General features: G+C 73.7%; 23 protein-coding genes. 9 read left to right on the plus strand and 14 right to left on the minus strand.

Going from position 1 to position 23,461, the window contains the following annotated elements:
* Window positions 1–22 precede the first annotated feature (22 nt).
* The 8 genes from K8Z49_RS18315 to K8Z49_RS18350 form a co-directional block, all read right to left on the minus strand.
* Window positions 23–1,024 carry an ABC transporter ATP-binding protein gene (locus K8Z49_RS18315; RefSeq protein ID WP_021599312.1) on the minus strand — a complete coding sequence of 334 codons (1,002 nt, stop codon included), beginning with the start codon at window positions 1,022–1,024 and terminating at the stop codon, window positions 23–25.
* Window positions 1,011–2,012, minus strand: coding sequence for an ABC transporter ATP-binding protein (locus K8Z49_RS18320; protein WP_021599313.1), 1,002 nt, complete (start codon window positions 2,010–2,012; stop codon window positions 1,011–1,013). The genes K8Z49_RS18315 and K8Z49_RS18320 overlap by 14 nt, the downstream gene beginning before the upstream one ends.
* Entirely contained in the window at window positions 2,009–2,911 is a 903-nt protein-coding gene (locus tag K8Z49_RS18325) for an ABC transporter permease (RefSeq protein WP_412519948.1), read from the minus strand. The genes K8Z49_RS18320 and K8Z49_RS18325 overlap by 4 nt, the downstream gene beginning before the upstream one ends.
* Window positions 2,908–3,867, minus strand: coding sequence for an ABC transporter permease (locus K8Z49_RS18330; protein WP_083598088.1), 960 nt, complete (start codon window positions 3,865–3,867; stop codon window positions 2,908–2,910). The genes K8Z49_RS18325 and K8Z49_RS18330 overlap by 4 nt, the downstream gene beginning before the upstream one ends.
* A 65-nt stretch (window positions 3,868–3,932) precedes the next feature.
* Window positions 3,933–5,600 carry an ABC transporter substrate-binding protein gene (locus tag K8Z49_RS18335; RefSeq protein WP_412519950.1) on the minus strand — a complete coding sequence of 556 codons (1,668 nt, stop codon included), beginning with the start codon at window positions 5,598–5,600 and terminating at the stop codon, window positions 3,933–3,935.
* A gap of 51 nt (window positions 5,601–5,651) precedes the next feature.
* A complete protein-coding gene (locus tag K8Z49_RS18340) occupies window positions 5,652–6,503 on the minus strand; it encodes a fumarylacetoacetate hydrolase family protein (protein ID WP_111830056.1) in 852 nt (283 codons plus the stop codon).
* A 3-nt stretch (window positions 6,504–6,506) separates the two neighbouring features.
* Entirely contained in the window at window positions 6,507–7,448 is a 942-nt protein-coding gene (locus K8Z49_RS18345) for a Gfo/Idh/MocA family protein (RefSeq protein WP_146877266.1), read from the minus strand.
* Window positions 7,445–8,467: a Gfo/Idh/MocA family protein gene (locus K8Z49_RS18350; RefSeq protein WP_075023008.1), complete on the minus strand. Its 1,023-nt coding sequence runs from the start codon at window positions 8,465–8,467 to the stop codon at window positions 7,445–7,447. The genes K8Z49_RS18345 and K8Z49_RS18350 overlap by 4 nt, the downstream gene beginning before the upstream one ends.
* 166 nt (window positions 8,468–8,633) lie before the next feature.
* Between K8Z49_RS18350 and K8Z49_RS18355 the strand changes: the two genes are divergently transcribed.
* The 3 genes from K8Z49_RS18355 (at window position 8,634) to K8Z49_RS18365 (ending at window position 12,133) form a co-directional block, all read left to right on the plus strand.
* The gene (locus tag K8Z49_RS18355) at window positions 8,634–9,968 is read left to right on the plus strand and encodes an aspartate aminotransferase family protein (protein WP_024934091.1); all 1,335 of its coding nucleotides are present in this window, start codon (window positions 8,634–8,636) and stop codon (window positions 9,966–9,968) included.
* A 120-nt stretch (window positions 9,969–10,088) separates the two neighbouring features.
* Window positions 10,089–11,219 (plus strand): acyl-CoA dehydrogenase family protein, encoded by a 1,131-nt coding sequence (locus K8Z49_RS18360; protein ID WP_021600282.1) that lies wholly within the window; start codon window positions 10,089–10,091, stop codon window positions 11,217–11,219.
* Window positions 11,216–12,133 carry an acyl-CoA dehydrogenase family protein gene (locus tag K8Z49_RS18365; RefSeq protein WP_024934092.1) on the plus strand — a complete coding sequence of 306 codons (918 nt, stop codon included), beginning with the start codon at window positions 11,216–11,218 and terminating at the stop codon, window positions 12,131–12,133. Before K8Z49_RS18360 ends, K8Z49_RS18365 begins: the two co-directional genes overlap by 4 nt.
* A 44-nt stretch (window positions 12,134–12,177) precedes the next feature.
* On the opposite strand, the gene K8Z49_RS18370 is transcribed toward K8Z49_RS18365, so the two are convergent.
* Window positions 12,178–12,414 (minus strand): zinc ribbon domain-containing protein, encoded by a 237-nt coding sequence (locus K8Z49_RS18370; RefSeq protein WP_412519954.1) that lies wholly within the window; start codon window positions 12,412–12,414, stop codon window positions 12,178–12,180.
* Window positions 12,305–13,867 carry a FadD3 family acyl-CoA ligase gene (locus K8Z49_RS18375; RefSeq protein WP_412519956.1) on the minus strand — a complete coding sequence of 521 codons (1,563 nt, stop codon included), beginning with the start codon at window positions 13,865–13,867 and terminating at the stop codon, window positions 12,305–12,307. The genes K8Z49_RS18370 and K8Z49_RS18375 overlap by 110 nt, the downstream gene beginning before the upstream one ends.
* Window positions 13,868–14,035: 168 nt before the next feature.
* Between K8Z49_RS18375 and K8Z49_RS18380 the strand changes: the two genes are divergently transcribed.
* Window positions 14,036–15,847, plus strand: a complete 1,812-nt coding sequence (locus tag K8Z49_RS18380; protein ID WP_412519958.1) for a serine/threonine-protein kinase — start codon at window positions 14,036–14,038, stop codon at window positions 15,845–15,847.
* Between the two features lie 84 nt (window positions 15,848–15,931).
* Window positions 15,932–17,542 carry a Coagulation factor 5/8 type domain-containing protein gene (locus tag K8Z49_RS18385; protein ID WP_412519960.1) on the plus strand — a complete coding sequence of 537 codons (1,611 nt, stop codon included), beginning with the start codon at window positions 15,932–15,934 and terminating at the stop codon, window positions 17,540–17,542.
* Between the two features lie 103 nt (window positions 17,543–17,645).
* Here K8Z49_RS18385 and K8Z49_RS18390 read toward each other — a convergent pair whose 3' ends face one another.
* Both K8Z49_RS18390 and K8Z49_RS18395 read right to left on the minus strand, forming a co-directional pair.
* Entirely contained in the window at window positions 17,646–18,239 is a 594-nt protein-coding gene (locus K8Z49_RS18390; protein WP_021599414.1) for a TetR/AcrR family transcriptional regulator, read from the minus strand.
* Window positions 18,229–19,005, minus strand: a complete 777-nt coding sequence (locus K8Z49_RS18395) for an SDR family NAD(P)-dependent oxidoreductase (protein WP_412519962.1) — start codon at window positions 19,003–19,005, stop codon at window positions 18,229–18,231. The genes K8Z49_RS18390 and K8Z49_RS18395 overlap by 11 nt, the downstream gene beginning before the upstream one ends.
* 96 nt (window positions 19,006–19,101) lie before the next feature.
* On the opposite strand from K8Z49_RS18395, the gene K8Z49_RS18400 reads away from it, so the two are divergent.
* A complete protein-coding gene (locus K8Z49_RS18400; RefSeq protein WP_111830064.1) occupies window positions 19,102–19,644 on the plus strand; it encodes an HXXEE domain-containing protein in 543 nt (180 codons plus the stop codon).
* Here the strand turns inward: K8Z49_RS18400 and K8Z49_RS18405 are convergent.
* Window positions 19,624–20,253, minus strand: a complete 630-nt coding sequence (locus K8Z49_RS18405; protein ID WP_021599417.1) for an HNH endonuclease family protein — start codon at window positions 20,251–20,253, stop codon at window positions 19,624–19,626. The genes K8Z49_RS18400 and K8Z49_RS18405 overlap by 21 nt on opposite strands.
* Before the next feature lie 255 nt (window positions 20,254–20,508).
* Between K8Z49_RS18405 and K8Z49_RS18410 the strand changes: the two genes are divergently transcribed.
* Both K8Z49_RS18410 and K8Z49_RS18415 read left to right on the plus strand, forming a co-directional pair.
* A complete protein-coding gene (locus K8Z49_RS18410; protein ID WP_021599418.1) occupies window positions 20,509–20,841 on the plus strand; it encodes an ArsR/SmtB family transcription factor in 333 nt (110 codons plus the stop codon).
* A 109-nt stretch (window positions 20,842–20,950) separates the two neighbouring features.
* Window positions 20,951–21,433 (plus strand): NADH-quinone oxidoreductase subunit B family protein, encoded by a 483-nt coding sequence (locus tag K8Z49_RS18415; RefSeq protein ID WP_412519965.1) that lies wholly within the window; start codon window positions 20,951–20,953, stop codon window positions 21,431–21,433.
* On the opposite strand, the gene K8Z49_RS18420 is transcribed toward K8Z49_RS18415, so the two are convergent.
* The gene (locus tag K8Z49_RS18420) at window positions 21,399–21,620 is read right to left on the minus strand and encodes a hypothetical protein (protein ID WP_412519967.1); all 222 of its coding nucleotides are present in this window, start codon (window positions 21,618–21,620) and stop codon (window positions 21,399–21,401) included. The two genes, K8Z49_RS18415 and K8Z49_RS18420, sit on opposite strands and share 35 nt — an antisense overlap.
* Before the next feature lie 11 nt (window positions 21,621–21,631).
* Here K8Z49_RS18420 and K8Z49_RS18425 point away from each other — a divergent pair, with 11 nt between their 5' ends.
* Window positions 21,632–23,458, plus strand: a complete 1,827-nt coding sequence (locus tag K8Z49_RS18425) for a proton-conducting transporter membrane subunit (RefSeq protein WP_412519969.1) — start codon at window positions 21,632–21,634, stop codon at window positions 23,456–23,458.
* Window positions 23,459–23,461: the final 3 nt, after the last annotated feature.

The raw sequence follows: 23,461 nt of genomic DNA on the forward strand, positions 1-23,461 counted from the left end.
GATCTCCTCCGGGTGAGAGCGGTCAGGCCGTGGCTGGGACGTCGGCCTCGGCGAAGTGGCAGGCGACGGGATGCCCGGCGCCGGGGCGCGCGACCAGCGGCGGCGCCTCGGTCGCACAGACGTCCCGCGCTTTCCAGCAGCGGGTGCGGAAGCGGCAGCCGGACGGCGGGTCGATCGGGCTCGGCACGTCGCCGGTCAGCGTGATCCGCTCCCGGCCGCCGCGCCCGCCCGGACGCGGCGACGGGACCGCCGACAGCAGCGCCTGCGTGTACGGGTGCGCCGGGCTCCGGAAGATCTCGTCCCGGGTGCCCTGCTCGACGATCGTCCCGAGGTACATGACGGCGATCTCGTGCGAGACGTGCCGCACCACCGACAGGTCGTGCGAGATGAACAGGTACGCCACGCCCAGCTCGCGCTGGAGCTCCCGCAGCATGTTGACGACCTGCGCCTGGATCGACACGTCCAGCGCGCTGACCGGCTCGTCCAGCACCAGGACCTTCGGGCCGAGGGCGAGCGCGCGGGCGATGCCGATCCGCTGCCGCTGCCCGCCGGAGAACTCGTGCGCGTACCGGCGGGCGTGCGACGGCGCGAGCCGCACCATGTCGAGCAGCTCGGCGACGCGCTTCTCACCGCCCTCGGCGTAGCGGCCCTGCACGCGCAGCGGCTCGGCGACGATGTCGTGGACGGTCATCCGCGGCGACAGCGACGCGTACGGATCCTGGAAGACCAGCTGCAGGTCGCGGCGCAGGGCGCGCAGCTCGGCGCCGCGGGCGCGGGTGACGTCCCGCCCGGCGACGACGATCCGCCCGGCGGTCGGCTCCAGCAGCCGCACCACCATGCGTCCCGTGGTCGTCTTGCCACAGCCGGACTCTCCGACGAGCCCGAGCGTGCGCCCCGCGCGCAGGGAGAAGTCGACGCCGTCGACCGCGTGGACGGCGCCGGTCCGCAGGCGCAGCGGACCCGACCGCACCGGGTAGTGCTTCACCAGGCCGGAGACGGCGAGGATCTCGTCAGGCTCGGCCATCGATGTCCTCCTCGGCCAGCTCATGGTGGAAGTGGCAGGCGCTCGCGCGTCCCGTCCCGGCCGGGGTCGGGTCGGGGCGTTCCACGCGGCACCGGTCGCGGGCCAGCGGGCAGCGCGGCGCGAACGCGCACCCCCGCGGGATCTCTCCGGGCGTCGGCGGGGAGCCGGGGATGGGGGTCAGGTCGCCGGCGTCGCCGTCCAGCGTGGGCAGGCTCTCCAGCAGGCCCCGCGTGTACGGGTGCCGGGGCGCCTCGAAGATCGCGGCGACCGGGCCGTGCTCGACGACGCGCCCGGCGTACATCACCACGACCCGGTCGGCCAGCTCGGCGACCACCCCGAGGTCGTGGGTGATCAGCACGGTCGCGGCGCCGGTCTCCCGCCGCGTCAGCCGCAGCAGGTCCAGCACCTGGGCCTGGACGGTCACGTCCAGCGCGGTCGTGGGCTCGTCCGCGATCAGCAGGTCGGGGTCGTTGGCGATGGCCATCGCGATCATCGCGCGCTGCCGCATCCCGCCGGAGAACTCGTGCGGGTACTGCTTCAGCCGCCGCGCGGCCCCCGGCACCCCGACGAGTTCCAGCAGCTCGGCGGCCCGCTTGCGGGCCGCGCCCCGCGACATGCCCGGCTGGTGCAGCCGCAGCGCCTCGCGGATCTGCGCGCCGATCGGCACGACCGGGTTCAGCGCGGTCATCGGATCCTGGAAGATCATCGCGATCCGGCCGCCGCGCAGGCCGCGCAGCTCGCGCGGGGGCATCGCGCGCAGGTCGGAGCCGTCGAACACGACCCGCCCCGACACCACCCGGCCGGGCGGCTTGATCAGCCCGAGCGCCGACATCGCGGTGACGCTCTTGCCCGACCCGGACTCGCCGACGACGCCGAGCGTCTCGCCCGGCGCGACGCTGTAGCCGGCGCCGTCCACGGCCCGGACGGTCTCCTCGTCGCCGTCGAACTCGACGACCAGGTCCTCGATCTCCAGCAGCGGCCGGGTCATGTCCGGCCTCCCGGCGTGACGGCGTCGCGCAGGCCGTCCCCGACGAAGTTGACGGCGAGGACCGTCACCGCGATCGCGACGCCCGGCGGTATCCACAGCCATGGCATCGTCTGGATCAGCGTCAGGTTCTGCGCGTCGTTCAGCATGTTCCCCCAGCTCGCCCGGGGCGGCCGGACGCCGAGGCCGAGGAACGACGCGGTGGTCTCCAGCATGATCGCCTGCGCGACCGCCAGCGTGCCGGTCACCGTGACCGGCGCCAGCGCCGCGGGGACGATGTGCCTGCGGATCAGCCACCACCCGTTCGCCCCGGCCGCCTCGGCGGCCTGGATGTACTCGCGGTCGCGCAGCGACAGCGTCACGCCGCGCACCACCCGCCCGGCGACCGGCCACTGCGTCACCCCGATCGCGGCGATCAGCACCGGCACGCTCGGCCCGACGATCCCGGCGAGGACGAGGATCACCACCACGGTCGGGAACGACATCACGATGTCGGCGATCCGCATGATCGCGTTGTCGACGATGCCGCCGAACAGGCCCGCGACCGCGCCGAGCAGCGTCCCGGCCACCATCGCGCCGATGGCCGCGGTCAGCCCGACCAGCAGCGAGACCCGACCCGCGTACAGGGTCCGGGCGAACACGTCGCGGCCGGAGGCGTCGGTGCCGAACCAGTGCGCGCCGGACGGCCCCTGCCGGACGGCGTCCAGGTCCACGGCGTTCGGCGGATGGCCCGCGATCAGCGGCGCCAGCAGCGTCAGCAGCACCACCGCCGCGAGCACGGCGCTCCCGGCGACGGCGAGCCGGTTGCGCCGGAACCGGCGCACCGCCCGCGCCCGCGGCGACGCGGACGCGCCCGGATCGCCGGTCTTCCGCATCGCCGTGCCGGCGGGTGTCGCGCTCATCGCAGGCTCACTCTCGGGTCGACGACGGCGTACAGGACGTCCGCGATCAGGTTGCAGAGCAGCACCAGGACGGCCACGTACAGCGCGAAGCCGACGATGACCGGGTAGTCGTGCTGGCCGATCGAGCTGACCGCGAGCTGGCCCATGCCGGGCCAGGCGAAGACCTGCTCGATCACCACCGCGCCCGCCAGCATCTGCGGGATCTGGTACATCACCACGGTGATCAGCGGGATGAGGGAGTTGCGCAGCGCGTGCCGCAGCACGACCCGGGCCGGGGACGCGCCCTTGGCCTCGGCCGTCCGGACGTAGTCGGCGCCGAGCTCGTCCACGAGGCCGCCGCGCACGTACCGGGTGAACGGCCCCGCGGTGACGAAAGCCAGGATCAGCCCCGGCAGGACCAGGTGCCGTAGCTGGTCGGCGGGCCCGCCCCCGCCCGGCGTGGTCATCCCGGCGGACGGGAGCAGCTGCCACTTCAGCGAGAACAGGTAGATCCCGACGATGCCGAGGAAGAACGGCGGCACCGACACCGCGGCCAGGCCCAGCACGGTCGCGCCGTAGTCGACGGCGGTGTTGCGGCGCAGCGCCGCGGCCACGCCGAGCGCGACCGACACGACCAGGGCGACCGCCAGGGCGGCGCCCATGAGCTGCAGCGTCGGGCCGAGCCGCTCGCCGAGCACCGCCGAGACGGGGCGGTGCCCGACGTAGGAGTACCCGAAGTCGCCGTGCAGCGCGCCCGACAGCCAGTGCCAGTACTGGACGACGACCGACCGGTCCAGGCCGAGCTCGTGCCGCTTCGCCTCGATGAACGCCGCGCCGCCGCCGCGCATCTGCTCGGGGTCGACCATCATGCGGACCGGATCGCCGGGAGCGACCCGCACCAGGACGAAGATGCCGATGCTGATCAGCACGAACACCAGCACGTTCACCAGCAGGCGCCGGATGACGTAGGCCGCCACGCCTCACCTCCTTCCGTCCGTACCGGCCGGCGGCCGGGGGCGCGCGCCCCCGGCCGCCGGGCGGGTCAGCTCAGCTTCCAGTTCGCGAAGTCCCAGAACCCGACCTCGTTCGTCGGGATGCCGGACGGCTCGAAGCCCGACAGCCGGGTCCGGTAGGCCCAGACCGTGTCCGGGTTGTACAGCCACAGGTAGGGGACCTGCGCGTTCTCGGTCTTGGCCGCCTGCTGGAACAGGCTCGTGCGCTCGGCCGGCGCGGCGACCGAGTCGGCCTTGGCCAGCAGGCCGTCCAGCCCCTTGTCGCAGAAGCGGCCGATGTTCCCGCCGGCCGGGTAGGCCTGGTCGCAGGCGTCGATGGTGGCCACGGTGGACGGCTCGGTCGCGTAGTTGCCGCCGCCGAACAGCGCCAGGTCGAAGCTCTTCTTCTCGTAGGACGAGAGCAGCTCGTCCGCCTGCACCTGCTTGAGCTCGACGTTCACGCCGACGGCCTTGAGCTGGCTCTGGATCACCGTCGCGGCGGTGTCGCGGTCGCGCTGCCCGGGGATCCACGACAGCGTCACGGGTTCGGAGGCGTCCCAGCCGGCCGCGGAGAGCAGGCTCTTGGCCTTCGCCGGGTCGTAGGCGTACTGCTCCCCCGCGGACGAGGCGAGATCGCCGTAGAAGCTCGTGTTCACGACCGTCCCGGCGCCGCCGAGCACCTTGCCGACCAGGCCCTTCCTGTCGATCGCGGTCAGCAGGGCCTGCCGGACCCGCACGTCCTTGAACCGGCTCCGCGACTGGTTGACGGCGATCCGGGTGAAGCCGGGGCTCTTGGCCGAGACGACCTTGACGCCGTCCATCGTCCGGACGGTCGGCAGGTCGGTCGGGGAGACCTGGGTGAGGTCCATCTCCCCGGTGCGCAGCTGGGCGGTGGCGACGTCCGAGGTGACCGGCTTCAGGAACACCTTCTTGATCGAGACGGGGTCCCGGAAGTTCGGGTTGGCCTTCAGCTCGACGTACTGGTCGGTCTTGTAGTCGACGAACGTGAACGCGCCCGCGCCGACGGTGGGCTTGGTGAAGAACGCGTTGTCGCCGAGCCCCTTGGCCGGGACCTTGCCGAGGACGTGCTCGGGCAGGATCGGCGTGTTCCCGATCAGGCCGGGCAGCCCCGCCGCCGGCCGGCTCGTCGTGATCTTCACGGTGGTCGCGTCCGGCGCGGTGACGCCCTTGAGCGCGTCGGCCTTGCCGTCCGCGAGGTCCTTCGCGCCCGTCACGGCGGCGAACTTGCCCGCCTGGGCGCTGCCCGTCGCGGGGTTGGCGAGGGCCGTGTAGGTGAACACCACGTCCTTCGCCGTGAGCGGCGTCCCGTCGCTCCACTTCAGGCCGGGCTTCAGCGAGATCGTGATCGTCTTGGCGTCGCCGGAGACCTGCGGCGCGGCGGCGGCCAGGTGCGGCTTCAGGCCGTAGGACGCGTCCGCGCCGTACAGCGAGTCGAAGACGAACGACATGACGAGCTGGTCGGGCCCGTTGTTGGGCGCGAGCGGGCTGAAGGTCTTCGGCTTCTGGTACAGGTACATGTTCAGCACGCCGGCGTCCCCGCCGGAGGACTTCTGCGTGGGGTCGGAACTGCAGGCGGCGAGCGCGCCCGCCGCGAGCACGCCGCCCAGCACGGCCGCGGCGCCCCGCCGCGCGGCCCCCCGGCCGGCCCTGGCTCTGCCGGCCCCGCCGGCCCTCGCTGTGCCGGAACGAATGGTCATGACTTGCCTCTTCTCGGCGGTGGCCGGGACGCCGCCCGGCCACTGGTCCGCTCAGCGGACGCGGTTCACCAGGCTTCCGAGCCCGGTCACGCGGACCGTCATCTCGTCGCCTGCGGACAGGAACTCCCCCGATGCCAGCCCCACCCCGGACGGCGTGCCGGTGTACAGCACGTCGCCGGGCTCCAGCGTCATCAGCCGGGACGCGAACGCCACCAGCTCCGCGACGTTGAAGATCATCTGACCGGTGTCGCCGCGCTGCCGGACCCGCCCGTTGACCTCCAGGGCCACCTCGAGCTTCTGCGGGTCGGGCACCTCGTCCGCCGTGACGAGGCAGGGGCCGAGCGCGGCGAACCCGTCGAGCCACTTGCCGTTCAGCCAGTCGAAGAACGCGACCGCGGGGTCCTCGGTGTCGCGTTCGTGGCCGTAGTCCATCTTCCGGGCGGACACGTCGTTGCCGATCGTGTAGCCGCCGACGTGGCCGAGCGCGTCCCCGACCAGGATGTCCTTGCCGCCGCGCCCGATCACCGCGACCAACTCGGCCTCCCAGTCGACGCTCGGGCTCACGGACGGGAGCGCGATCTCCTCGCCGGGGCCACTGACGGCGGTCACCGGCTTGATGAACAGCCGCGGCGAGATCCGCGACTTGTCGAGCCGGTCGCCGCCGGTCTCGGTCACGTGCTCCTGGTAGTTGGCCGCGACCGCGAGGATCTTGCCGGGCCGCCGCAGCGGCGCGAGCAGGGTCACCTCGTCGAGGGGGTGGGCGGTGCCGGTCCCGGACGGGATCGCGCCGAGCGCGCCGATCACCGCGCCGAGGTCGCCGGGGCCGAGGTCGGTGACCCGGTCGCCGGTGACCTCGCCGTGCCGGACCTCGCCGTCCGGCAGGCGGTAGGTGGCGAGCTTCATCGTTCAGACCTCCGGGGAGTCGAGCGGCACGGGCGTGCCGAGGGCGAGCGAGCGGGCCGCGGCAGCGGTGACGCGCAGCGCGGCGAGGGCGTCGGCGGGACCGGCCTCGGGCGGGCGCCCGGTGACGATCGCGGCGTGCAGCGCCGTGAGCATGCGGCCGACGGTGCCGGGGCCGTGCCAGGCGTGCCGGTTCCCGGCCACCGTCCGGACGGACGCGCCGGGGCGGGCGGCGTCGACGTCCATGACGCCGCCGGATCCGCTGACGCGGTAGCGGTGCAGCGCCATGCCCGGCGCGTCCGCGGTGCCGCGCAGCCGGCCGACCGTGATCGTGCTGGTCAGGCCGTGCTCGTGGTCGAGCAGCAGGACGGTCAGCCGGGCGCGGTCGCGGCCCGGCAGGGCGTGCACGCGGCGGACGGCCTGCCCGGTGAGGGCGCGCACCACGTCCACCGGGTAGAGGCCGAAGTTGACCAGCTCGCCGTCCGGGCACGGGTCGCCGCCGTCGACGAGGAAGTCGGCCTGGACGTTCCAGGGGAGCCCGATCCGTCCCGAGGCGAGCGCGTCCCGGGCGGACTGGACGGCGGCGCCGAAGCGGTGGTGGTGCGCGGGCATGCAGACCAGCCCGGTCTCGGCGGCGACCGCCGCGATCTCCTCGACGTCCGCCGTCTCCAGGGCGAGGGGTTTGTCGGCGAGGACGTGGCAGCCGGCGCGCAGGGCTTCGATGACGCGCGCGGCCCGTTCGGCGGGCGGCGCGCACACGCAGACGACGTCGGCGCCCGTCTCGCGGGCGGCGGCCGTGAGGCTCGACGCGGCGGAGTCCACGACCGTGAACCCTGGATGCTCGTGGAACGCGGGGAGGTACATGTCGTGCTGGTGGTCCTGGGTCCCGAACCCGCTGGACCCCCAGGGCAGCACTTTCAGCACGCGCATGGCACGCCCGTTCCTCACGGCGCCTCCTTGAGGACGTCGGTCACGCGCACGGGCAGGCCGCTCGCGATCGAACGCTCGGCGGCGACGCCCATCGCCACGGCGAGCAGGCCGTCCGCGCCGGTCACCGCGGGCGGCGCGCCGGTGACCGCGTCGGCCCAGGCCGCGATCTGGGCGGCGAACCCGTCGGTGCCGCCGGGCGGGAGCAGCGCGGTGCCGGACTCGTCGGTGACCGTTCCGGCCTCGGCGTCCCACGGGATCGTGAGGATCCCTCCGGTGCCGGCGACCATGACGTCGCGGCGGGCGAAGGAGGCGGGGCGGTGCCCGCGGCTCATCTCGCACACGGCGGCCGTGCCGTCCGCGAACCCGACCGTCATCTCCAGGTAGTCGTGGATGCCGAGTTCGGCGGCGGTCTGGCGGCGGCCCCGCGCGTACACGGTCTCGGGGGTGCCGCCCGTCCACCAGGTGACGAGGTCCAGCAGGTGGACGCCGTTGTGCAGCGCGTGCCCGCCGGAGCGGGCGGGGTCGAGCATCCAGCCGCGCCAGTCCGGCCAGATCCACCCGCCGAGGATGGACAGCCGGACGAGCTCCACCGTCCCGAGCTCGCCGGACCGGACGACGTCCCTGACCGTCCGCGCGTAGTCGTAGTGGCGGTGGCTGTGCGCCGGCATCAGCACCCGCCCGGCCGCGGCGAACGCCTCCACGGCGCGCCGGGCGCCGGCGACGTCGACGGCGAGCGGCTTCTCGATCAGCAGGTGCGCGCCCGCCTCGGCGATCTGGACGGTGAGGTCCGCGTGGGTGTCGTTCGGAGTGCACACCACGCAGCCGGACGCCCCGGACTCGGCCAGCGCGGCGGCGAGGTCGGTGAACCACGGCACGCCGTCGTTCGCGCGGGACGCGGCGGCGGCCCGGCCGGGGTCGATGTCGACCACCCCGGCGAGTGCCAGCCGCGGCTCGGCATGGATCGCGGCGGCGTGCTGCGCGGCGATGAAGCCGGTGCCGACGACCAGCGTCGGCATCGGCACGGAATCGGATTCCATGTCGACGGATCCTGAGCGACCGGTCATTCATGTGTCAAGGGGTGTTCAAGAAAAATCTCGACTCGTGGCTGCTCAGACACCTTTCATTCAAGTTCGACCTTGACATGGAACACCTTTCCATGAACTATTCGGCCGAAAGTCGTCAAGGACCTTGGGGGCCATCAGAATGACCACCGCCGAGCTGGCCGGGCAGACCTCCGGCGGCGCGCGGCTGCTCGCCGCCGCCCGCGCCGTGATCCCCGGCGGCGTCAACTCCGCCACCCGCCTGGTGGGGCGGCCGCACGCGCTGACCGCCGCGTCCGGCGCCTACGTCACCGACGCCGACGGGCGCCGCTACCTCGACTACCACGCGGCGTTCGGCGCGATCCTGCTCGGCCACGCCGCGCCCGAGGTGGACGACGCGGTCCGCGCAGCCATCGGCGGCATCGACCTCGTCGGCTGGGGCGTCACCGAGCCCGAGATCGAGCTGGCCCGGCTGGTCGCCGACACGATCCCGTCCGCCGAGCAGATGATCTCGGCGATGTCGGGCAGCGAGGCCACCGCCCAGGCGATCCGGCTGGCGCGCGCCGTCACCGGCCGGCCGCTGATCGTCAAGTTCCAGGGCGGCTTCCACGGCTGGCACGACGCCGTCGCCCGCAACGTGATCTCCGCGCCGGAGCGCGCCTACGGCGCCGACCCGCTGTCGGAGGGCATCCTGCCCGAGGCGCTCGGCGCGACGCTGATCGCCGAGTTCAACGACCTGGACTCGGTGCGCGCGCTGTACGAGGCGCACCCGGAGCGGATCGCCGCCGTGATCATGGAGCCGATCCCGCACAACGTCGGCGCGCTGGTGCCGTCCGCGGAGTTCGTCGAGGGGCTGCGCGCCCTGACGCAGGAGCAGGGCTCACTGCTGATCTTCGACGAGGTGATCACCGGGTTCCGGCACGCGCCGGGGGGCTACCAGGAGGTCTGCGGCGTCCGGCCGGACCTCACCACGTTCGGCAAGGCGATGGGCAACGGCTACCCGATCGCCGGGCTCGCCGGGCCCCGCCGGCTGATGGAGCGCTTCAGCTCCGCGGGCGGCGACGTCCTGCTGGCCGGCACGTTCAACGGCAACCCGGTCTCGTCCGCCGCCGCGATCGCCACCATCCGGTACCTGCTCGACCATCCGGACTTCTACCGGCGGACGCACGCGCTCGGCGAGCGGATGCGCGCCGGGCTGGCCGGGATCTGCGAGGAACTCGGCATCGAGGCCACCGCCGCGGGCTTCGGGGGCGTGTTCAGCCTGTACTTCGCCGCGGGCCCCGTCCGCGGGTACCGCGACCTGATGCGCAACAACGACGACGCCTACGTCGCGTTCCACCGCCGCATGACCGACCGCGGCTTCCTGATGCTCCCGCTCTCGCTCAAGCGCAACCACATCTCCGCCGCGCACACCCGGGAGGACGTCGACCGGACGCTCGACGCCGCCCGGGACGTCCTGCGCGGCATCCGCGACGACGGTCTGCTCTCCCCCGCCTGACTCGTGCCCGCCCGCGTCCCACTGTCCGGGAGGCGGCGGCCGGGCGCGACCGGGGCCGCTACCCTACCAAACAGTTGTTAGAAAATGGGGTGGCGACAATGGCGGCCGAGGCGGCATCGCATGGATCTTGAGGTCGGGGCGGCGGACGAGGCGTTCCGCGCCGAGGTGCGGGAGTGGCTGCGCGGGCACGTCCCGGCGGAGCCGCTGCCCTCGCTGGAGACCGAGGCGGGGTTCGCGGCCCATCGGGAGTGGGAGCGGACGCTCGGCGGCGCCCGGCTCGGGGTGGTCTCGTGGCCCGAGGAGTACGGCGGGCGCGGCGCCTCCGTCCTCCAGTGGCTGATCTTCGAGGAGGAGTACTACGCGGCCGGCGCGCCGGGCCGGGTCAGCCAGAACGGCATCAACCTGCTGGCGCCGACGCTGATGAAGCACGGCACCCCCGGGCAGCTCGCCCGGATCCTGCCGCCGATGGCGGCCGGCGAGGTGATCTGGGCGCAGGCGTGGTCGGAGCCGGGCGCGGGCAGCGACCTCGCCGCGCTGCGGTCGACCGCGACGCGCACGGACGGCGGCTGGCTGCTGGACGGCCAGAAGACGTGGAGCTCCCGTGCCGCCTTCGCCGACCGCGGGTTCGGGCTGTTCCGGTCGGATCCGGAGTCGGCGCGGCACAAGGGCCTGACGTACCTCATGTTCCCGCTGGACGCGGAGGGCGTCACCGTCCGCCCGATCGGGCGGCTGGACGGCAAGCCCGCGTTCGCAGAGCTGTTCCTCGACCGGGTGTTCGTCCCGGACGAGGACGTCATCGGGACCGCCGGGGACGGATGGCGCGTCGCGATGGCCACGGCCGGCAACGAGCGCGGCCTCACCCTGCGCAGCCCCGGACGGTTCACGGCCGCGGCGGAACGGCTCGTGGAGCTGTGGAAGGAGCGCGGCGACCCGTCCGACACGGCCCTGCGGGACCGGGTCGCGGACGTGTGGATCAGGTCGCGGGCGTACCGGCTCAAGGGCTTCGAGACGATCTCGCGCAGCGACGACATCGGGGCCGAGTCCAGCCTGAACAAGGTGTTCTGGTCGGAGCTGGACGTGGCGCTGCACGAGACGGCCCTCGACCTGCTCGGCCCGGACGGCGAGCTGGAGTCGGAGTGGCTGGAGAACTACGTGTTCTCCCTCGCCGGGCCGATCTACGCGGGCACCAACGAGATCCAGCGCAACGTGATCGCCGAGCGGCTGCTCGGCCTGCCGAGGGGGTCGCGGTGAGGTTCGTCCTGGACGCCGAGCAGCGGATGTTCGGCGAGACGCTGCGCAAGCTGCTGGCCGACACCGGGACCGCGCGGGCCGCCCGCGCGTGGGCGGCCGGCGACCACGGGCCGGGACGGGCGCTGTGGTCGGCGGTGGCGGAGGCCGGGGTGTTCGCGGTGGGCGTGCCGGAGGAGGCCGGCGGCGCCGGGCCGCTGCCGGTCGAGCTGGCCGTCGCGATGGAGGAGCTGGGGCGCGCCGCCGCGCCGGGGCCCTACGTCGAGACGCTCGCCGCGGCCGAGCTGCTGGCCGGGACGCCGTGGCCGTCCCGGATCGCGGAGGGCGACGCGATCGTGTCGCTCGCCGTCCCGCACGCGCTGGACGCCGACGTCGCCGACCTGGTGCTCACCGCCGACGGCGCCGGGCGCGAGGCCGCCGGGGAGCCGGTCGCCTCGCTCGACCCGGCGCGGCGGCTGTTCCGGGTGCCCGGCGGCGCGGGGTTCACCGACCTCGGCGCGCTGCTGTGCGCGGCCCAGCAGATCGGGCTCGGGCAGGCGCTGCTGGACGTGTCCGTGGAGTACGCCAGGACGCGGCGGCAGTTCGGGCGCCCGATCGGCGAGTACCAGGCCGTCAAGCACCACCTGGCGGACGCGATGGTCGAGCTGGAGTTCGCCCGCCCGCTCGTCTACGGGGCGGCGCTGTCCTACGGGACGCCCGATTTCGCGCGGGACGTGTCCGCCGCGAAGGTGGCCGCGTCCGAGGCGTGCTACGGGCTGGCCAAGACCGCGCTCCAGGTGCACGGCGCGATCGGCTACACCGACGAGTACGACCCGTCGCTGTGGATCCGCAAGGCGCGCGCCCTGTACTCGGCCTGGGGGACGGTCGCCGGGCACCGGGCGCGGGTCATGTCCGCGCTGTCAGCTTCTCGGCCTTGAAGGGACCGAGCTCGCAGCTCTTCGCCACCGCTGGATGTGATGGGTCAGGCCGCGTCGTCGGCAGCGTGACTCACTGCCCAGCTCGCGGCGCCGCGTGCGGCGATATTGCGGGCTGCGTTGACGTCGGCGTGCTCAGCGAAGCCGCACGACGTGCATTGAAAGCCGGCTTGGTCAGCTGACGTCTTTGAGGTCGACGCGGCGGACCTTGCCGGACGCGGTCTTCGGGAGGTCGTCCACGAAGACGACCTCCCGGGGGACCTTGAAGTTCGCGAGCCGCTCACGGCAGTGCGCGATCAGCTCGTCCGCCGTCGCCTCCCGTCCGGGGCGCAGCCGCACGTGGGCGCGCCCGACCTCGCCCATGCGCGCGTCCGGCACGCCGACCACGCCCGACTCGGCGACGGCGTCGTGGCGGGCGAGGACGTCCTCGACCTCGGCCGGGTACACGTTGAAGCCGCCGACGACGAACATCTCCTTCGTCCGGCCGGTGATGGTGAGGTTGCCGCGCTCGTCCAGGCGCCCGCGGTCACCGGTGTCGAGCCACCCGTCGCGGATCGTCCGCGCGGTCTCCTCGGGGTCGCCCAGGTAGCCCTTCATCACGTTGTAGCCGCGGACCATGACCTCGCCGTCCGTCCCCGGCGGCACGGGCTCGCCCGCGGCGCCGACGATGGCGACCTCGACGTCGGCGATGGCCCGGCCGCAGGTGGTCGCGATCGTCTCGTCATCGTCGTCCACCGAGCACGCGGTCACCGTGCCGGACGACTCGGTCAGCCCGTACGCGGTCACGACCTGTGGGAACAGCTCGGCCCTGATGCGCCGGACGAGCGCGACCGGCACGTCCGCCGCGCCCGTCACGGCCAGCCGGAGCGAGGAGAGGTCGTGTTCGTCCCGGCCCGGGGCGTCCAGCAGCGAGGTGTAGATGGTCGGCGGGCCCGGCAGGACGGTGACCTTCACCTGCTCGATCAGCCGCAGCGTCTCCGGGACGTCGAACGTGCGCTGCAGGACCATCGTGGCGCCCTTCAGCACGCACGCGAGCACGCCCGCCTTGTAGCCGAACGAGTGGAACATCGGGTTGACGATGAGGTACCGGTCGCCGGCCTTCACGCCCGTGCGGCCCGTCCACGCCTCGTAGGTGCGGACGTTCTGCTCGTGCGTGCACATGACGCCCTTGGGCTTGCCCGTCGTCCCGGACGTGAACAGGATGTCGGCGATGTCGCCCGGCCGGACGGCCGCGGCCCGCGCGTCGGCCTCCTCGCCGGACACGGCTTTGCCCGCGAACTCGTCCCAGGTGACGACCCCCGGACGCGCCGCCCCGTTGAACGTGACGACCGTCTCCAGCGCGGGCAGCCCGGGGACCGCACCGGCCTCGTCCAGGCCGAGCATGCCGGGATAGTCGATGCCGAGGAAGCCGTCCTCGACGAAGAGGACCTTCACCTCGGCCTTGGAGAGCGGCCAGCGGGCCTCGTCCCCCTTGAAGCGCGTGTTGAGCGGCACGAGCGTCGCACCCGCGCCCATGGCGCCGAGCACGGTGACGATCCAGGACAGTCCGTTGGGCGCCCAGATCGCGATCCGGTCCCCCGGCGCGACCCCGGCGCCGATGAACGCGCCCGCCGCCTCGCGGACGCGCTCCCGCAGCCGCGCGTAGGTGACCCGGACGTCCCCGTCCACGACCGCCTCCGCGTCGGGAAACTCCTCCGCCGCGCGCGCCAGCAAACCCGGAATCGTCAGCTCGCTCATGAGAGCCCATCATCCCGATCCGCACCGGCGCCGGGCCGGACGGTCCCGGTGACCGGTACACGGTCTCGCGGGCGAAGGCTGATAACCCCGTGGATTTTCGATGCCCGCGCCTTTACTTTCTAGGGGGTTGTGCAACACAGGACCGCGGCGCGGGGGCCGGAGGTGCCAGTGAACGGGTGGCGGGTCGACGGGTTCGACGAGGTCAGGGAGCTGGGCGCGGGGGCGCAGGGGCGCGTGGTGCTCGCCGTCCCGCACGGCGCCGGGAACGCGCGGGTCGCGATCAAGTACCTGGCGCCCGCGCTGCTGGCGGACGAGCGGAGCCTCGCGGTCTTCCGGCGCGAGGCCGAGACGCTCGCCCGGGTCGGCGACCCGAACGTGGCCCGCTTATACCAGTACGTGGAGAATCCGCAGGGCGCCGCGATCGTCATGGAGGCCGTCGCGGGCGCGTCACTGCGCGAGGTCCTGGACCAGCAGGACGGCCAGGGGCTGGCTCCCGAGGCGGCGCTGACCGTCCTCAAGGGCTCGCTGCTGGGCCTGGCCGCGGCGCATGCCGTCGGGGTGGTGCACCGTGACTACAAGCCGGCGAACGTGGTCGTCCAGCCGGACGGCGCCAGCAAGCTCATCGACTTCGGCATCGCCGTCCTGACGGGCCAGGGCTCCCGCGCGGGCACGCCCGCCTACATGGCGCCGGAGCAGTGGCAGGGCGGCCCGGCCTCCCCCGCCACCGACCTCTACGCCGCGAGCTGCGTCTTTTACGAGTGCCTCACCGGCGCGAAGCCGTACCGCGGCGGCACCATCGCCCAGCTCATGACGCAGCACCTCAACGCCCCCGTCCCGTTCCAGGACGCGCCGGAGCCGCTGCGCCCGCTGCTGGCGCGCGGCCTGGCCAAGGACCCCGGCCGGCGGCTGTGGAACGCCGGCGAGTTCGTCGCCGAGCTGGAGCGGCACGCCATCGCCGCCTACGGCCCGGACTGGGAACGGCGGGGCGTCCGGGCACTGGCCGCGGCGGTGGCCGCGCTCGCGTCCGCCGTCCCGCTCGCGATGCTGGGCTCGTTCGCGGCCGAGGGCGCGATGCCCGCGGCGCCGGCGACGTCCGCCGCGGTCCCCATCCAGCAGAGCGCGGCCTCGCACTCCGCCGACGCGGTCGCGCGGCACGGGCGCGGGTTCGTCCGGCGCGCGGGCGGCACGAAGACCGTCATCGCCGCGGCCGCCGCGATCGGCGCCGCGGCGGCCATCGCGGGCGGGTTCGTCATCGCGGACCGGAGGTCGGGTACCTCGACCGAGGTCAGCCCCAGCACCCGCGCGGGCGGCGGCGGCAGCCCGACGGCGACCGCCACCGCCGGGGGGCAGGCCACCGGCCGGTTGCGCGTCGGCTTCCGCAATCCCGGGCCGCTGGGCGCCGGCCCGAACCCGCGCGCGGCCTACGACCTCACGGTCGAACCGGCGAACGTGGCCCCGGGAGCCACCCTCAAGATCACTGTGAAGGTCACCCACGCGGCCCCGGGCTCGCTCATCTTCTTCGTGGGAGAAGACCGCAACACGGACACGCGCATGAGCTTCTGGCCGACGCCGCCGGCGGCTCCCGGAAAGCTGCCGGAGGGCGACGGCACGGTCATCGTCAGCCGGATGGAGCTGACCGGCGATCAGTCGGACCCTCAGCCCGGTGGCCAGACGATCACCAGGGTGACGCTCGTTCACACGGCGACCGTCCCGGCCGGAACCGTGCGGCCGGGCCGGTACCTGGTGTCGCCGTTCGTCCCGCTGGCGGTCACGAACATCCAGAGCGAGGGCGGGAAGCGGCACTCCGCCGCCTCCGTGGGCGCCTACGTGGAGGGCTCGCTGCCAGCGGTCACCGTTCTCGGCGGCTCCGGGCCCGCACCGGTGACCTCCACGCCCGCGCCGCCGCCGACCACGCGCGGGCCCGCGCCGTGCCCGACGATCACCCGCCCCGACGGGAGCCGGATCGTCCGCTGCAATTAACGTGAGAAAAGTTCATTCTTCCTCAGATCGGGGCATATCTCCCTCAGCTTCTGGACCGCTCCCACCTGCCCCCCGAGGTGCCAGATGTCCTTCGGCCATGCCCTCCGGCGCGCGGCGTCCGTGCCGCTCGCACTCGCCCTCCTCTTCTCCTTCCTGACCCCCGCCGCCCGCGCTTCGGCGCCGGCACGCGCGCCCGCGACCGGGGAAGTGCGCGGCTACCTCGACGCCCACACCCATCTGATGGCGTACGAGGCCTTCGGCGGACGGCTGATGTGCGGCAAGCCGTTCGACCCGGCCGGGATCCAGGCGGCCCTGCGCGACTGCCCCGACCACGCGGGCAACGGCGCGCTCGCCATCTGGGAGAACTTCACCAGGCACGGCACTCCGTTCGGCACCCACGACCCCACCGGCTGGCCGACGTTCAAGGACTGGCCGGCCTGGGACTCGCGCACCCACCAGCAGGCCTACCACACGTGGCTGGAGCGGTCCTGGCGCGCCGGGCAGCGCATCCTCGTCAACCACCTGGTGGCCAACCGCCAGCTCTGCGAGATCTACCCGCTGAAGGGGAACGCCTGCGACGAGATGGACGTCATCCGGCTCCAGGCGCTGCGGATCCAGGAGATGCAGGCGTACATCGACGCGCGCAGCGGCGGCCCCGGCAAGGGCTGGTTCCGGGTCGTGCGCGACTCCGCGCAGGCCCGTGAGGTCATCGAGGACGGGAAGCTCGCCGTCGTCCTCGGCGTCGAGACGTCCGAGCCGTTCGGCTGCCGCGTGATCGGCGGGAAGCCGCAGTGCACGCGCCAGGACATCGACCGCGGGCTGGACGAGATGCAGAACCTCGGCGTCGCCTCCATGTTCGTCTGCCACAAGTACGACAACGCGTTGTGCGGGGTGCGCTTCGACGGCGGAACCACAGGGGCGTTCGTCAACGTCGGCAACTTCCTCGGAACCGGACGGTTCTGGCAGGTCGAGAAGTGCACCGGCGCCGCGCACGACAACACGATCGCGCCCGCGGGCGGGCTCGGCGACACGTTCGCGGAGCTGCTGCGCCTGCTCGGCCTGGCGGGGATCACGCTGCCGGTGTATCCGAGCGGCCCGCACTGCAACGTCCACGGGCTCAGCGCCCTCGGCGAGCACATGGTGCGGGGCATGATGGAGCGCCACATGATCGTCGAGGTCGACCACATGAGCGTCAAGGCCGCCGACGCGACCCTCGGCCTCCTGGAGGACGCGCGCTACTCCGGCGTCATCTCGTCCCACAGCTGGACGGACGAGACGTACCTGAGCCGCATCTACGCGCTCGGCGGCATGGTGACCGGCTACGGCACCGCCGCTGACCGGTTCGCCGCGGAATGGAGGCGCAACAAGGAGCACCGCGACCCCCGCTACCTGTTCGGCTACGGCTACGGGCTCGACGCGAACGGCATGGGCGCTCTTCCACCGCCGCGCGAGAACAACGGCGAGAACCCGCTGCGCTATCCGTTCACGTCGCCGATCGACCCGTCGGTGACGCTCGACCGCCAGCGCACCGGGCTGCGCACCTGGGACCTCAACACCGAGGGCGTCGCGAACTACGGGCTCGTCCCGGACTGGCTCGCCGACATGCGCACCGTCGCCGGGCAGGGGCTCGTCGACGACATGGCCCGCGGCGCCGAGGCGTACCTGCGGATGTGGCGGCGCGCCGAGAACCGGTAGCGCTCCGCTCCCTGGGCCAGCTACGAACTGTGGGGCCTGTACTAAACCCCTCCGGACCCCGGCGTCGCCGCCCCCGCCACCCCGGCGGGGGCGGCTTCGGCCGTCACGGCTGGAGCGAGCGCCAGATCCGGGGCGGCAGGACGGCCGCGGCCTCGTCCAGATCGACGGCCTCCGGCGCCGACAGCCAGCGCCGCGCGGTCTCGGCGACGGGGCCGATGAGCAGCATCTCCGTCATCACCGGCGACAGCCGGGCGACGCGGCCGGCGGCCGCGTGCGGGGCCATCCACGCGGTGAGGCGCGCGATGCGGGGCGCCTTCGACTCCGCGAGCATCGCCGCATGGTCCGGCAGGAACGCCGCGTACGCCGACGCATGGATGAACCTGGCGGCGTCGCCGCGCTCCCGGGTGAACCGCAGGTACGCGCGCGTCACCGCCTCCACGCCTGCCCGCGGGCCGGTGACCCCGTCGAGCGCGTCCAGGAGTGCGTCGAGCAACTCGGCCATGCAGCGCGCGTAGAGGGCGGCGGCGAGGCCGTCGAACGAGCCGAAATGGTGGTAGAGGCTGCCGCTGCTCATCCCGGTGGCCGCGATGACCGCCTTCATCGTGAAGCCCTCGTGCCCGCGTCCGGCGTGCACCCGGAGCGCCTCGGCCAGGATCCGCGCGACGGTCTCGTCCGTGCCCCGGTGCTTAGGCGACATCGAGCACTTTCTCGGCGTCGCTCCAGAGCCTGGCCGCCAAGGGCGCGTCGAGGGCCTTCGCCTTCAGCGGCGTCTCCTTCCTCACGCTGAAGTACCGGCCCGTCCCTTCCGCGGTGATCAGGTCCGCGACGGGCGGCCCGCTCTTCGCGGCGGGCTTCAGCGTCCACTTGACCGCCTTCAGCATGGCCCCGAAGAGGCCCGTCCGGGCGCCGAGATCCGTCCGCAGCACTCCGGGATGCACCGCGTCGATCGTCACCCCAGCGCCCTTCCACCGCTCGGCGAACAGCGGGACCATCATCAGGTTCGCCAGCTTGGTGTTCGCGTAGGTGTGGACGGCGTGGAAGTCGTCCCCGGTCGGCGTCCTGTCCGCGTCCACCCGCCCGGCGACGTACAGGCCCGCGCTGACCTGCACCACCCGCCGCAGCCGCTTCTCCAGCAGCCGGTTCAGCAGGAACGGCGCGAGATGGTTGGTGAAGAACGCCTGCTCGAACCCGTCCTCGGTGAGCACGCGCCGGCTGGGCCAGACGCCCGCGTTGTGGACGAGCACGTCGACCTCGGACAGCTCACCGGCCAGCTCCCGCACGGCCCGCACGGACGACAGGTCGCCCACGACCAGCTCCGCGCCGATCTCCCTCGCGGCGGCCGCCCCCGCGTCCGGCCGCCGCGCCACGATCACCACCCGGTGCCCCCGCCGGGCGGCCTCGCCCGCCACCGCGCGTCCCACACCCCGGTTCCCGCCGGTGACGGCGACCCGCACCTCGCTCATACCGGGGCATCGTAGTGATTTACAGTGAGCTTCTCTAGAACAAGTCTCTACTTACCTTCTCCGGTTCCGTTACCGAACTGCCAGACTGGCGGCGTGATGCGAGATGGCGGGATCGGACTGCTCATCGCCTGGGCGGTACACGACGCCGAGGAGATCGCGGCCGGGCCGCGCTGGATCCGGACGCACCTGCCCGAGTTGCGCGAGCGGTTCCCGCAGGCGCCCGACGCCGTGTGGCGGTGGATGGAGTCGGTCGACGAGCGCGAGTTCGCCGTCGCCGTCGCCCTGATGGGGGCGCTCGTCGCCGGGGCGGCGGTCGACGGGCAGCGCACCGGCGGACGGTCCGCCGCGTACCAGACCGCGCTCGCCGGGTTCGGGCTGCACGGCCTGGTCCATCTCGGGCAGGCCGCCGCGCTGCGGCGGTACACGCCCGGCTCGGTCACCTCGGCCCTGGTGGTCGTCCCGTACACGGTGTGGGCCCGCGCCCGGCTGCGGCGCCGGGGCGTGCTGCGTCCCGCCCGGACGCGGGACGCGGCACTGGGCCTGGCGTTCGCCGCCGCCGGCGTCGCCGGAGCGCACCTGGCCGCCCGGCGGATCACCGGGCGGCCGGCGGCTGACGGCTCAGCAGGTGTTGAGCATTGACGTGAGGGCGCTCTTCTCCGCGCTGTCGACGCTGAGGTCGTAGTACCACTTCACCTGGATCCACGCGCGGGCGTAGGTGCAGCGGAACGCGGCGCGCGGCGGCTGCCACTCGGCCGGGTCCTTGTCGCTCTTGGACTGGTTGACGTTGTCGGTGACGGCCCACAGCTCGGGCCCGCCGAGGTCGTTGGCGTAGGTCTGGCGGCGGGACGTCGTCCAGGCCCAGGCGCCGGACGCCCACGCCTCGGCGAGCGGCACCATGTGGTCGATGTCCAGGTCGGACGCGGCGGTCCAGGTGGCGCCGTCGAAGGGCGAGTACCAGGAGCCGGACGTCGCGGCGCAGGACGAATTGGTGACGACGTTCGTGCCGTCCCGTTTCAGGACGGTCTCGCGGGTGTTGCACGCGCCGGAGATGGTGATCCAGTGCGGGAACAGGTCGCGGTCGTAGGAGTCGGCGTGCGACTCGGCGGCGACGGTGAGGGTGGCCAGGCGGCTCGCGGCCGTGGCGGCGGACGGGATGTTCGGCGGTGTCGCGGACGCCGGCGCGCCCAGGGCGCCGATCAGCGCCGCGCCCAGGGCGGCCGGGAGCAGGAACAGCGGCAGGCGTCGCATCGGGGGAGCCCTTCCGCGGCCGTTCCCGGCCGGGGCGGGGCGCCCGGCGGGGGATCGGGAACGGCGGCACTGCGACGGTGACATTTACGGCAAAGCGGATAAATATCACCGATTGCCCAGCCGCTCCCCCGCCCTTGGTCGGAAGCTGCCAGAGGCTCGCAGGGGAGGTGCGATCAACGGATTGCTAAAATCGGCAAGCGCCCGGGGATTCCGCCGCGGCGGCCGGAAGTAGCAGACGGATGGGGGTCGGCCGGCATGAGCACCCCGCTGTACCAGCTGAAAGCCGAGTTCTTCAAGACGCTCGGCCACCCCGCGCGGATCCGGGTCCTGGAGCTGCTCAGCGAGCGCGAGCACGCCGTCTCGGAGATGCTGCCCGAGGTCGGCATCGAGCCGGCGCACCTGTCCCAGCAGCTCGCCGTGCTGCGCCGGGCGAACCTGGTCGTCTCCCGCAAGGAGGGGTCGGCCGTGTACTACTCCCTCACCAGCCCGCATGTCGCCGAGCTCCTGGCGGTCGCCCGCCGGATCCTGACCGGGGTCCTGTCCGGGCAGGCCGAGCTGCTGGAAGACCTGCGCTCGTCCGCCGGCTGACCCGGACCGCCCGTCTCGCCCGGCAGGCGCCCGATGTCGCACTACTGCGCACTTGCTAATATTCGCAACTGTCAATGTACTGAATCACGTATGGGGGCCGGCGGGCGCGATGGGGTTGTGGAGCAGGATCAAGGCGGCGGGGCGGATCGCCGAGGAGGCACCGCCCGCGCCCGCCTCGCCCGTCCCCGGGGACGTCCGGCGGCTGGGCGGCTCGGTACTGGTCCGGCATGTGGACGCCGGGTCGTGCAACGGCTGCGAGATCGAGGTCGGCCAGGCGTTCTCCCCCGTCTACGACGCGGAGCGGTACGGCGCCCGGCTGGTCGCCTCGCCCCGGCACGCCGACGCGCTGATGGTGACCGGGCCCGTGACCCGGAACATGGCCGACGCGCTCACGGCCTGCCACGACGCGATGCCCCGCCCGGGGCTGGTGATCGCGCTCGGCGACTGCGCGCGTGACTGCGGGGTGTTCAAGGGCGGGGCCGGCGTCCAGGGCGCGGTCGGGGACGTGCTCCCGGTCGACGCCGAGGTGCCGGGCTGCCCGCCCCCGCCGGACCGGATCATCGCCGCGCTGCGCGGCCTGACCGGCCGGTGAGCGCGGCCCTGAACCCCGTCCCGATCGCGCTGGCGGTGTCGGCGTCCTGCGCGGCCGCCGGCGTCCTCGCCGCGATGGCGCCGCGGACCGTCCGCGCCCGGCTGGTGGGCGCGGCCGTGGCGCTGTCCGGCACCGCGGGCGCCGTCGCCGGGGCGGCGGCGCTGGCCGGGACGGTCCTGGACGGCATGGTGGCCGGACGTGCTTCCGCTCGCGGGCGCCCGGCTGGCCGCCGACCCGCTCGCCGGCTGGTTCCTGCTGCTCGTCGGGGCGGTCACCGCGGCCGTGGGCGTCTACACCGCGGGCTACGCCGGGACGGGCGGGCACGGGACGTCCTCGCGCGGCCAGCTCGCCGTGCTGCCCCTGTTCACCGCCGCCATGGCCGCGGTGCCGCTGGCGGCGAGCGTGTCGACGTTCCTGTGGCTCTGGGAGCTGATGGCGGTCGCGTCCCTCGTCCTGGTGGTGGCCGAGCACCGCGCGAGGCCGTCGGTGCGGAGCGCGGGCGTCTGGTACGCGGCGATGACGCACGCCGGGTTCGTCGCGATCCTGATCGGTCTCGCGTGGCTGGCGGCGGCCTGCGGCGGGGAGTCCTTCGCCGCGATCCGCGCCGCGGCACCGGACCTGCCGGAACCGGTCCGGGCCGGGGTGTTCCTCCTGGCCGCCGCCGGGTTCGCGTCCAAGGCCGGGCTGGTGCCGCTGCATCCCTGGCTGCCGAAGGCGCACGGCGAGGCGCCGAGCCACATCTCCGCGCTGATGAGCGCGGCGATGGTGAAGCTCGGCGTGTACGGGCTGGTCCGCGTCGGGCTCGACCTGCTCGGCGGCGGTCCCGTCTGGTGGTGGCTCGTCCTCGGCGCGCTCGCGTCCGTGTCGGCCCTCTACGGCATCCTCCAGGCCGTCCTGGCCTCCGACCTGAAACGGCTGCTCGCCTACTCGACCTGCGAGAACGCCGGGCTGATCGTCCTCGGCGTCGCCGCCTGCGGGACGTTCGCGGCGCTGGACCTCCCGGCGCTCGCGGGCGTCGCGCTCGGTGCGGGGCTCCTGCACGCCCTCAACCACGCCGCGTTCAAGACGCTGCTGTTCACCTCGGCCGGGTCGGTCGTGCACGGCACCGGGGAGCGCGACCTGGACCGGCTCGGCGGGCTGTCGGCGCGGATGCCCGCCACCACGGGCCTGTTCGCCGCCGGGGCGCTCGCCGCGGCGGCGCTCCCGCCCGGCAACGGCTTCGTGTCGGAGTGGCTGCTGCTGCAGTCCCTGCTGGGCGGGCTGTCCGGACGGCATCTCGTGGTGATGATCGCGGCGCCCGTCGCGGTCGCGGTCATCGCGCTGTCGGCGGGGCTCGCGGTGGCGACGTTCGTCAAGGCGCTCGGCACCGGGTTCCTCGCCAAGCCGCGCGGCGAGGCCGCCGCGTCCGCCCGGGAGGCCCCGGCGCCGATGCTCGCCGGGATGGGCCTGGCCGCCGCCGCGTGCGCCGTCCTGGCGGTCGCACCCGCCCTGACGGGTCCCGCCCTCGAACGGATCGGCGGGACGCTCGGCATGGGGGACCCGCTGGACGGCTCCGGTACGACGCTGCGGCTGGACGGCATCGAGGGCACGCTCGGCCCGGCCTGGATCGCGGTGGCCCTCGCCGTGCTGGTCGCCGCGATCGCGACCGGCGCGCGGCTGCTCGGCGCGCGGCGGCGGGCGGCCGGGCGGGCGTGGGACTGCGGCTACGAAGGCCTGACGGCCCGGATGGAGTACACGGCGACGAGCTTCGCGGAACCCCTGCAGCGGGTGTTCGACGACGTGATGCGCCCCGAGCAGGACATCGACGTCACCCACCATGTCGAATCGGACTACCTGGTGAAGAGCGTCGGCTACAGGAGGGCCGTCCCCGACCGGATCGAGGCGCACCTGTACCGGCCGCTCCTCCGGTTCGTCCGCGCGTGCGGGGTCGCGGCCCGGGGGCTCGCGACCGGGAGCGTCCACCGCTACCTCGTCTACATGTTCACCGCACTGCTGGTCGTGCTGGCGGCGGGGGTGGTCCGATGACAG

Origin of the sequence: Actinomadura madurae, assembly GCF_047130825.1 — a bacterium.
GTDB classification, from domain to species: Bacteria; Actinomycetota; Actinomycetes; order Streptosporangiales; family Streptosporangiaceae; genus Spirillospora; species Spirillospora madurae.

Coding starts and splice junctions, on each gene's coding strand:
- K8Z49_RS18350 (WP_075023008.1), bottom strand. CDS start 8,467: ATGGAATCCGATTCCGTGCCGATGCCGACGCTGGTCGTCGGCACCGGC.
- K8Z49_RS18325 (WP_412519948.1), bottom strand. CDS start 2,911: ATGAGCGCGACACCCGCCGGCACGGCGATGCGGAAGACCGGCGATCCG.
- K8Z49_RS18360 (WP_021600282.1), top strand. CDS start 10,089: ATGGATCTTGAGGTCGGGGCGGCGGACGAGGCGTTCCGCGCCGAGGTG.
- K8Z49_RS18390 (WP_021599414.1), bottom strand. CDS start 18,239: ATGTCGCCTAAGCACCGGGGCACGGACGAGACCGTCGCGCGGATCCTG.
- K8Z49_RS18315 (WP_021599312.1), bottom strand. CDS start 1,024: ATGGCCGAGCCTGACGAGATCCTCGCCGTCTCCGGCCTGGTGAAGCAC.
- K8Z49_RS18415 (WP_412519965.1), top strand. CDS start 20,951: ATGGGGTTGTGGAGCAGGATCAAGGCGGCGGGGCGGATCGCCGAGGAG.
- K8Z49_RS18405 (WP_021599417.1), bottom strand. CDS start 20,253: ATGCGACGCCTGCCGCTGTTCCTGCTCCCGGCCGCCCTGGGCGCGGCG.
- K8Z49_RS18375 (WP_412519956.1), bottom strand. CDS start 13,867: ATGAGCGAGCTGACGATTCCGGGTTTGCTGGCGCGCGCGGCGGAGGAG.
- K8Z49_RS18335 (WP_412519950.1), bottom strand. CDS start 5,600: ATGACCATTCGTTCCGGCACAGCGAGGGCCGGCGGGGCCGGCAGAGCC.
- K8Z49_RS18420 (WP_412519967.1), bottom strand. CDS start 21,620: ATGCCGTCCAGGACCGTCCCGGCCAGCGCCGCCGCCCCGGCGACGGCG.
- K8Z49_RS18320 (WP_021599313.1), bottom strand. CDS start 2,012: ATGACCCGGCCGCTGCTGGAGATCGAGGACCTGGTCGTCGAGTTCGAC.
- K8Z49_RS18395 (WP_412519962.1), bottom strand. CDS start 19,005: ATGAGCGAGGTGCGGGTCGCCGTCACCGGCGGGAACCGGGGTGTGGGA.
- K8Z49_RS18410 (WP_021599418.1), top strand. CDS start 20,509: ATGAGCACCCCGCTGTACCAGCTGAAAGCCGAGTTCTTCAAGACGCTC.
- K8Z49_RS18400 (WP_111830064.1), top strand. CDS start 19,102: ATGCGAGATGGCGGGATCGGACTGCTCATCGCCTGGGCGGTACACGAC.
- K8Z49_RS18340 (WP_111830056.1), bottom strand. CDS start 6,503: ATGAAGCTCGCCACCTACCGCCTGCCGGACGGCGAGGTCCGGCACGGC.
- K8Z49_RS18385 (WP_412519960.1), top strand. CDS start 15,932: ATGTCCTTCGGCCATGCCCTCCGGCGCGCGGCGTCCGTGCCGCTCGCA.
- K8Z49_RS18355 (WP_024934091.1), top strand. CDS start 8,634: ATGACCACCGCCGAGCTGGCCGGGCAGACCTCCGGCGGCGCGCGGCTG.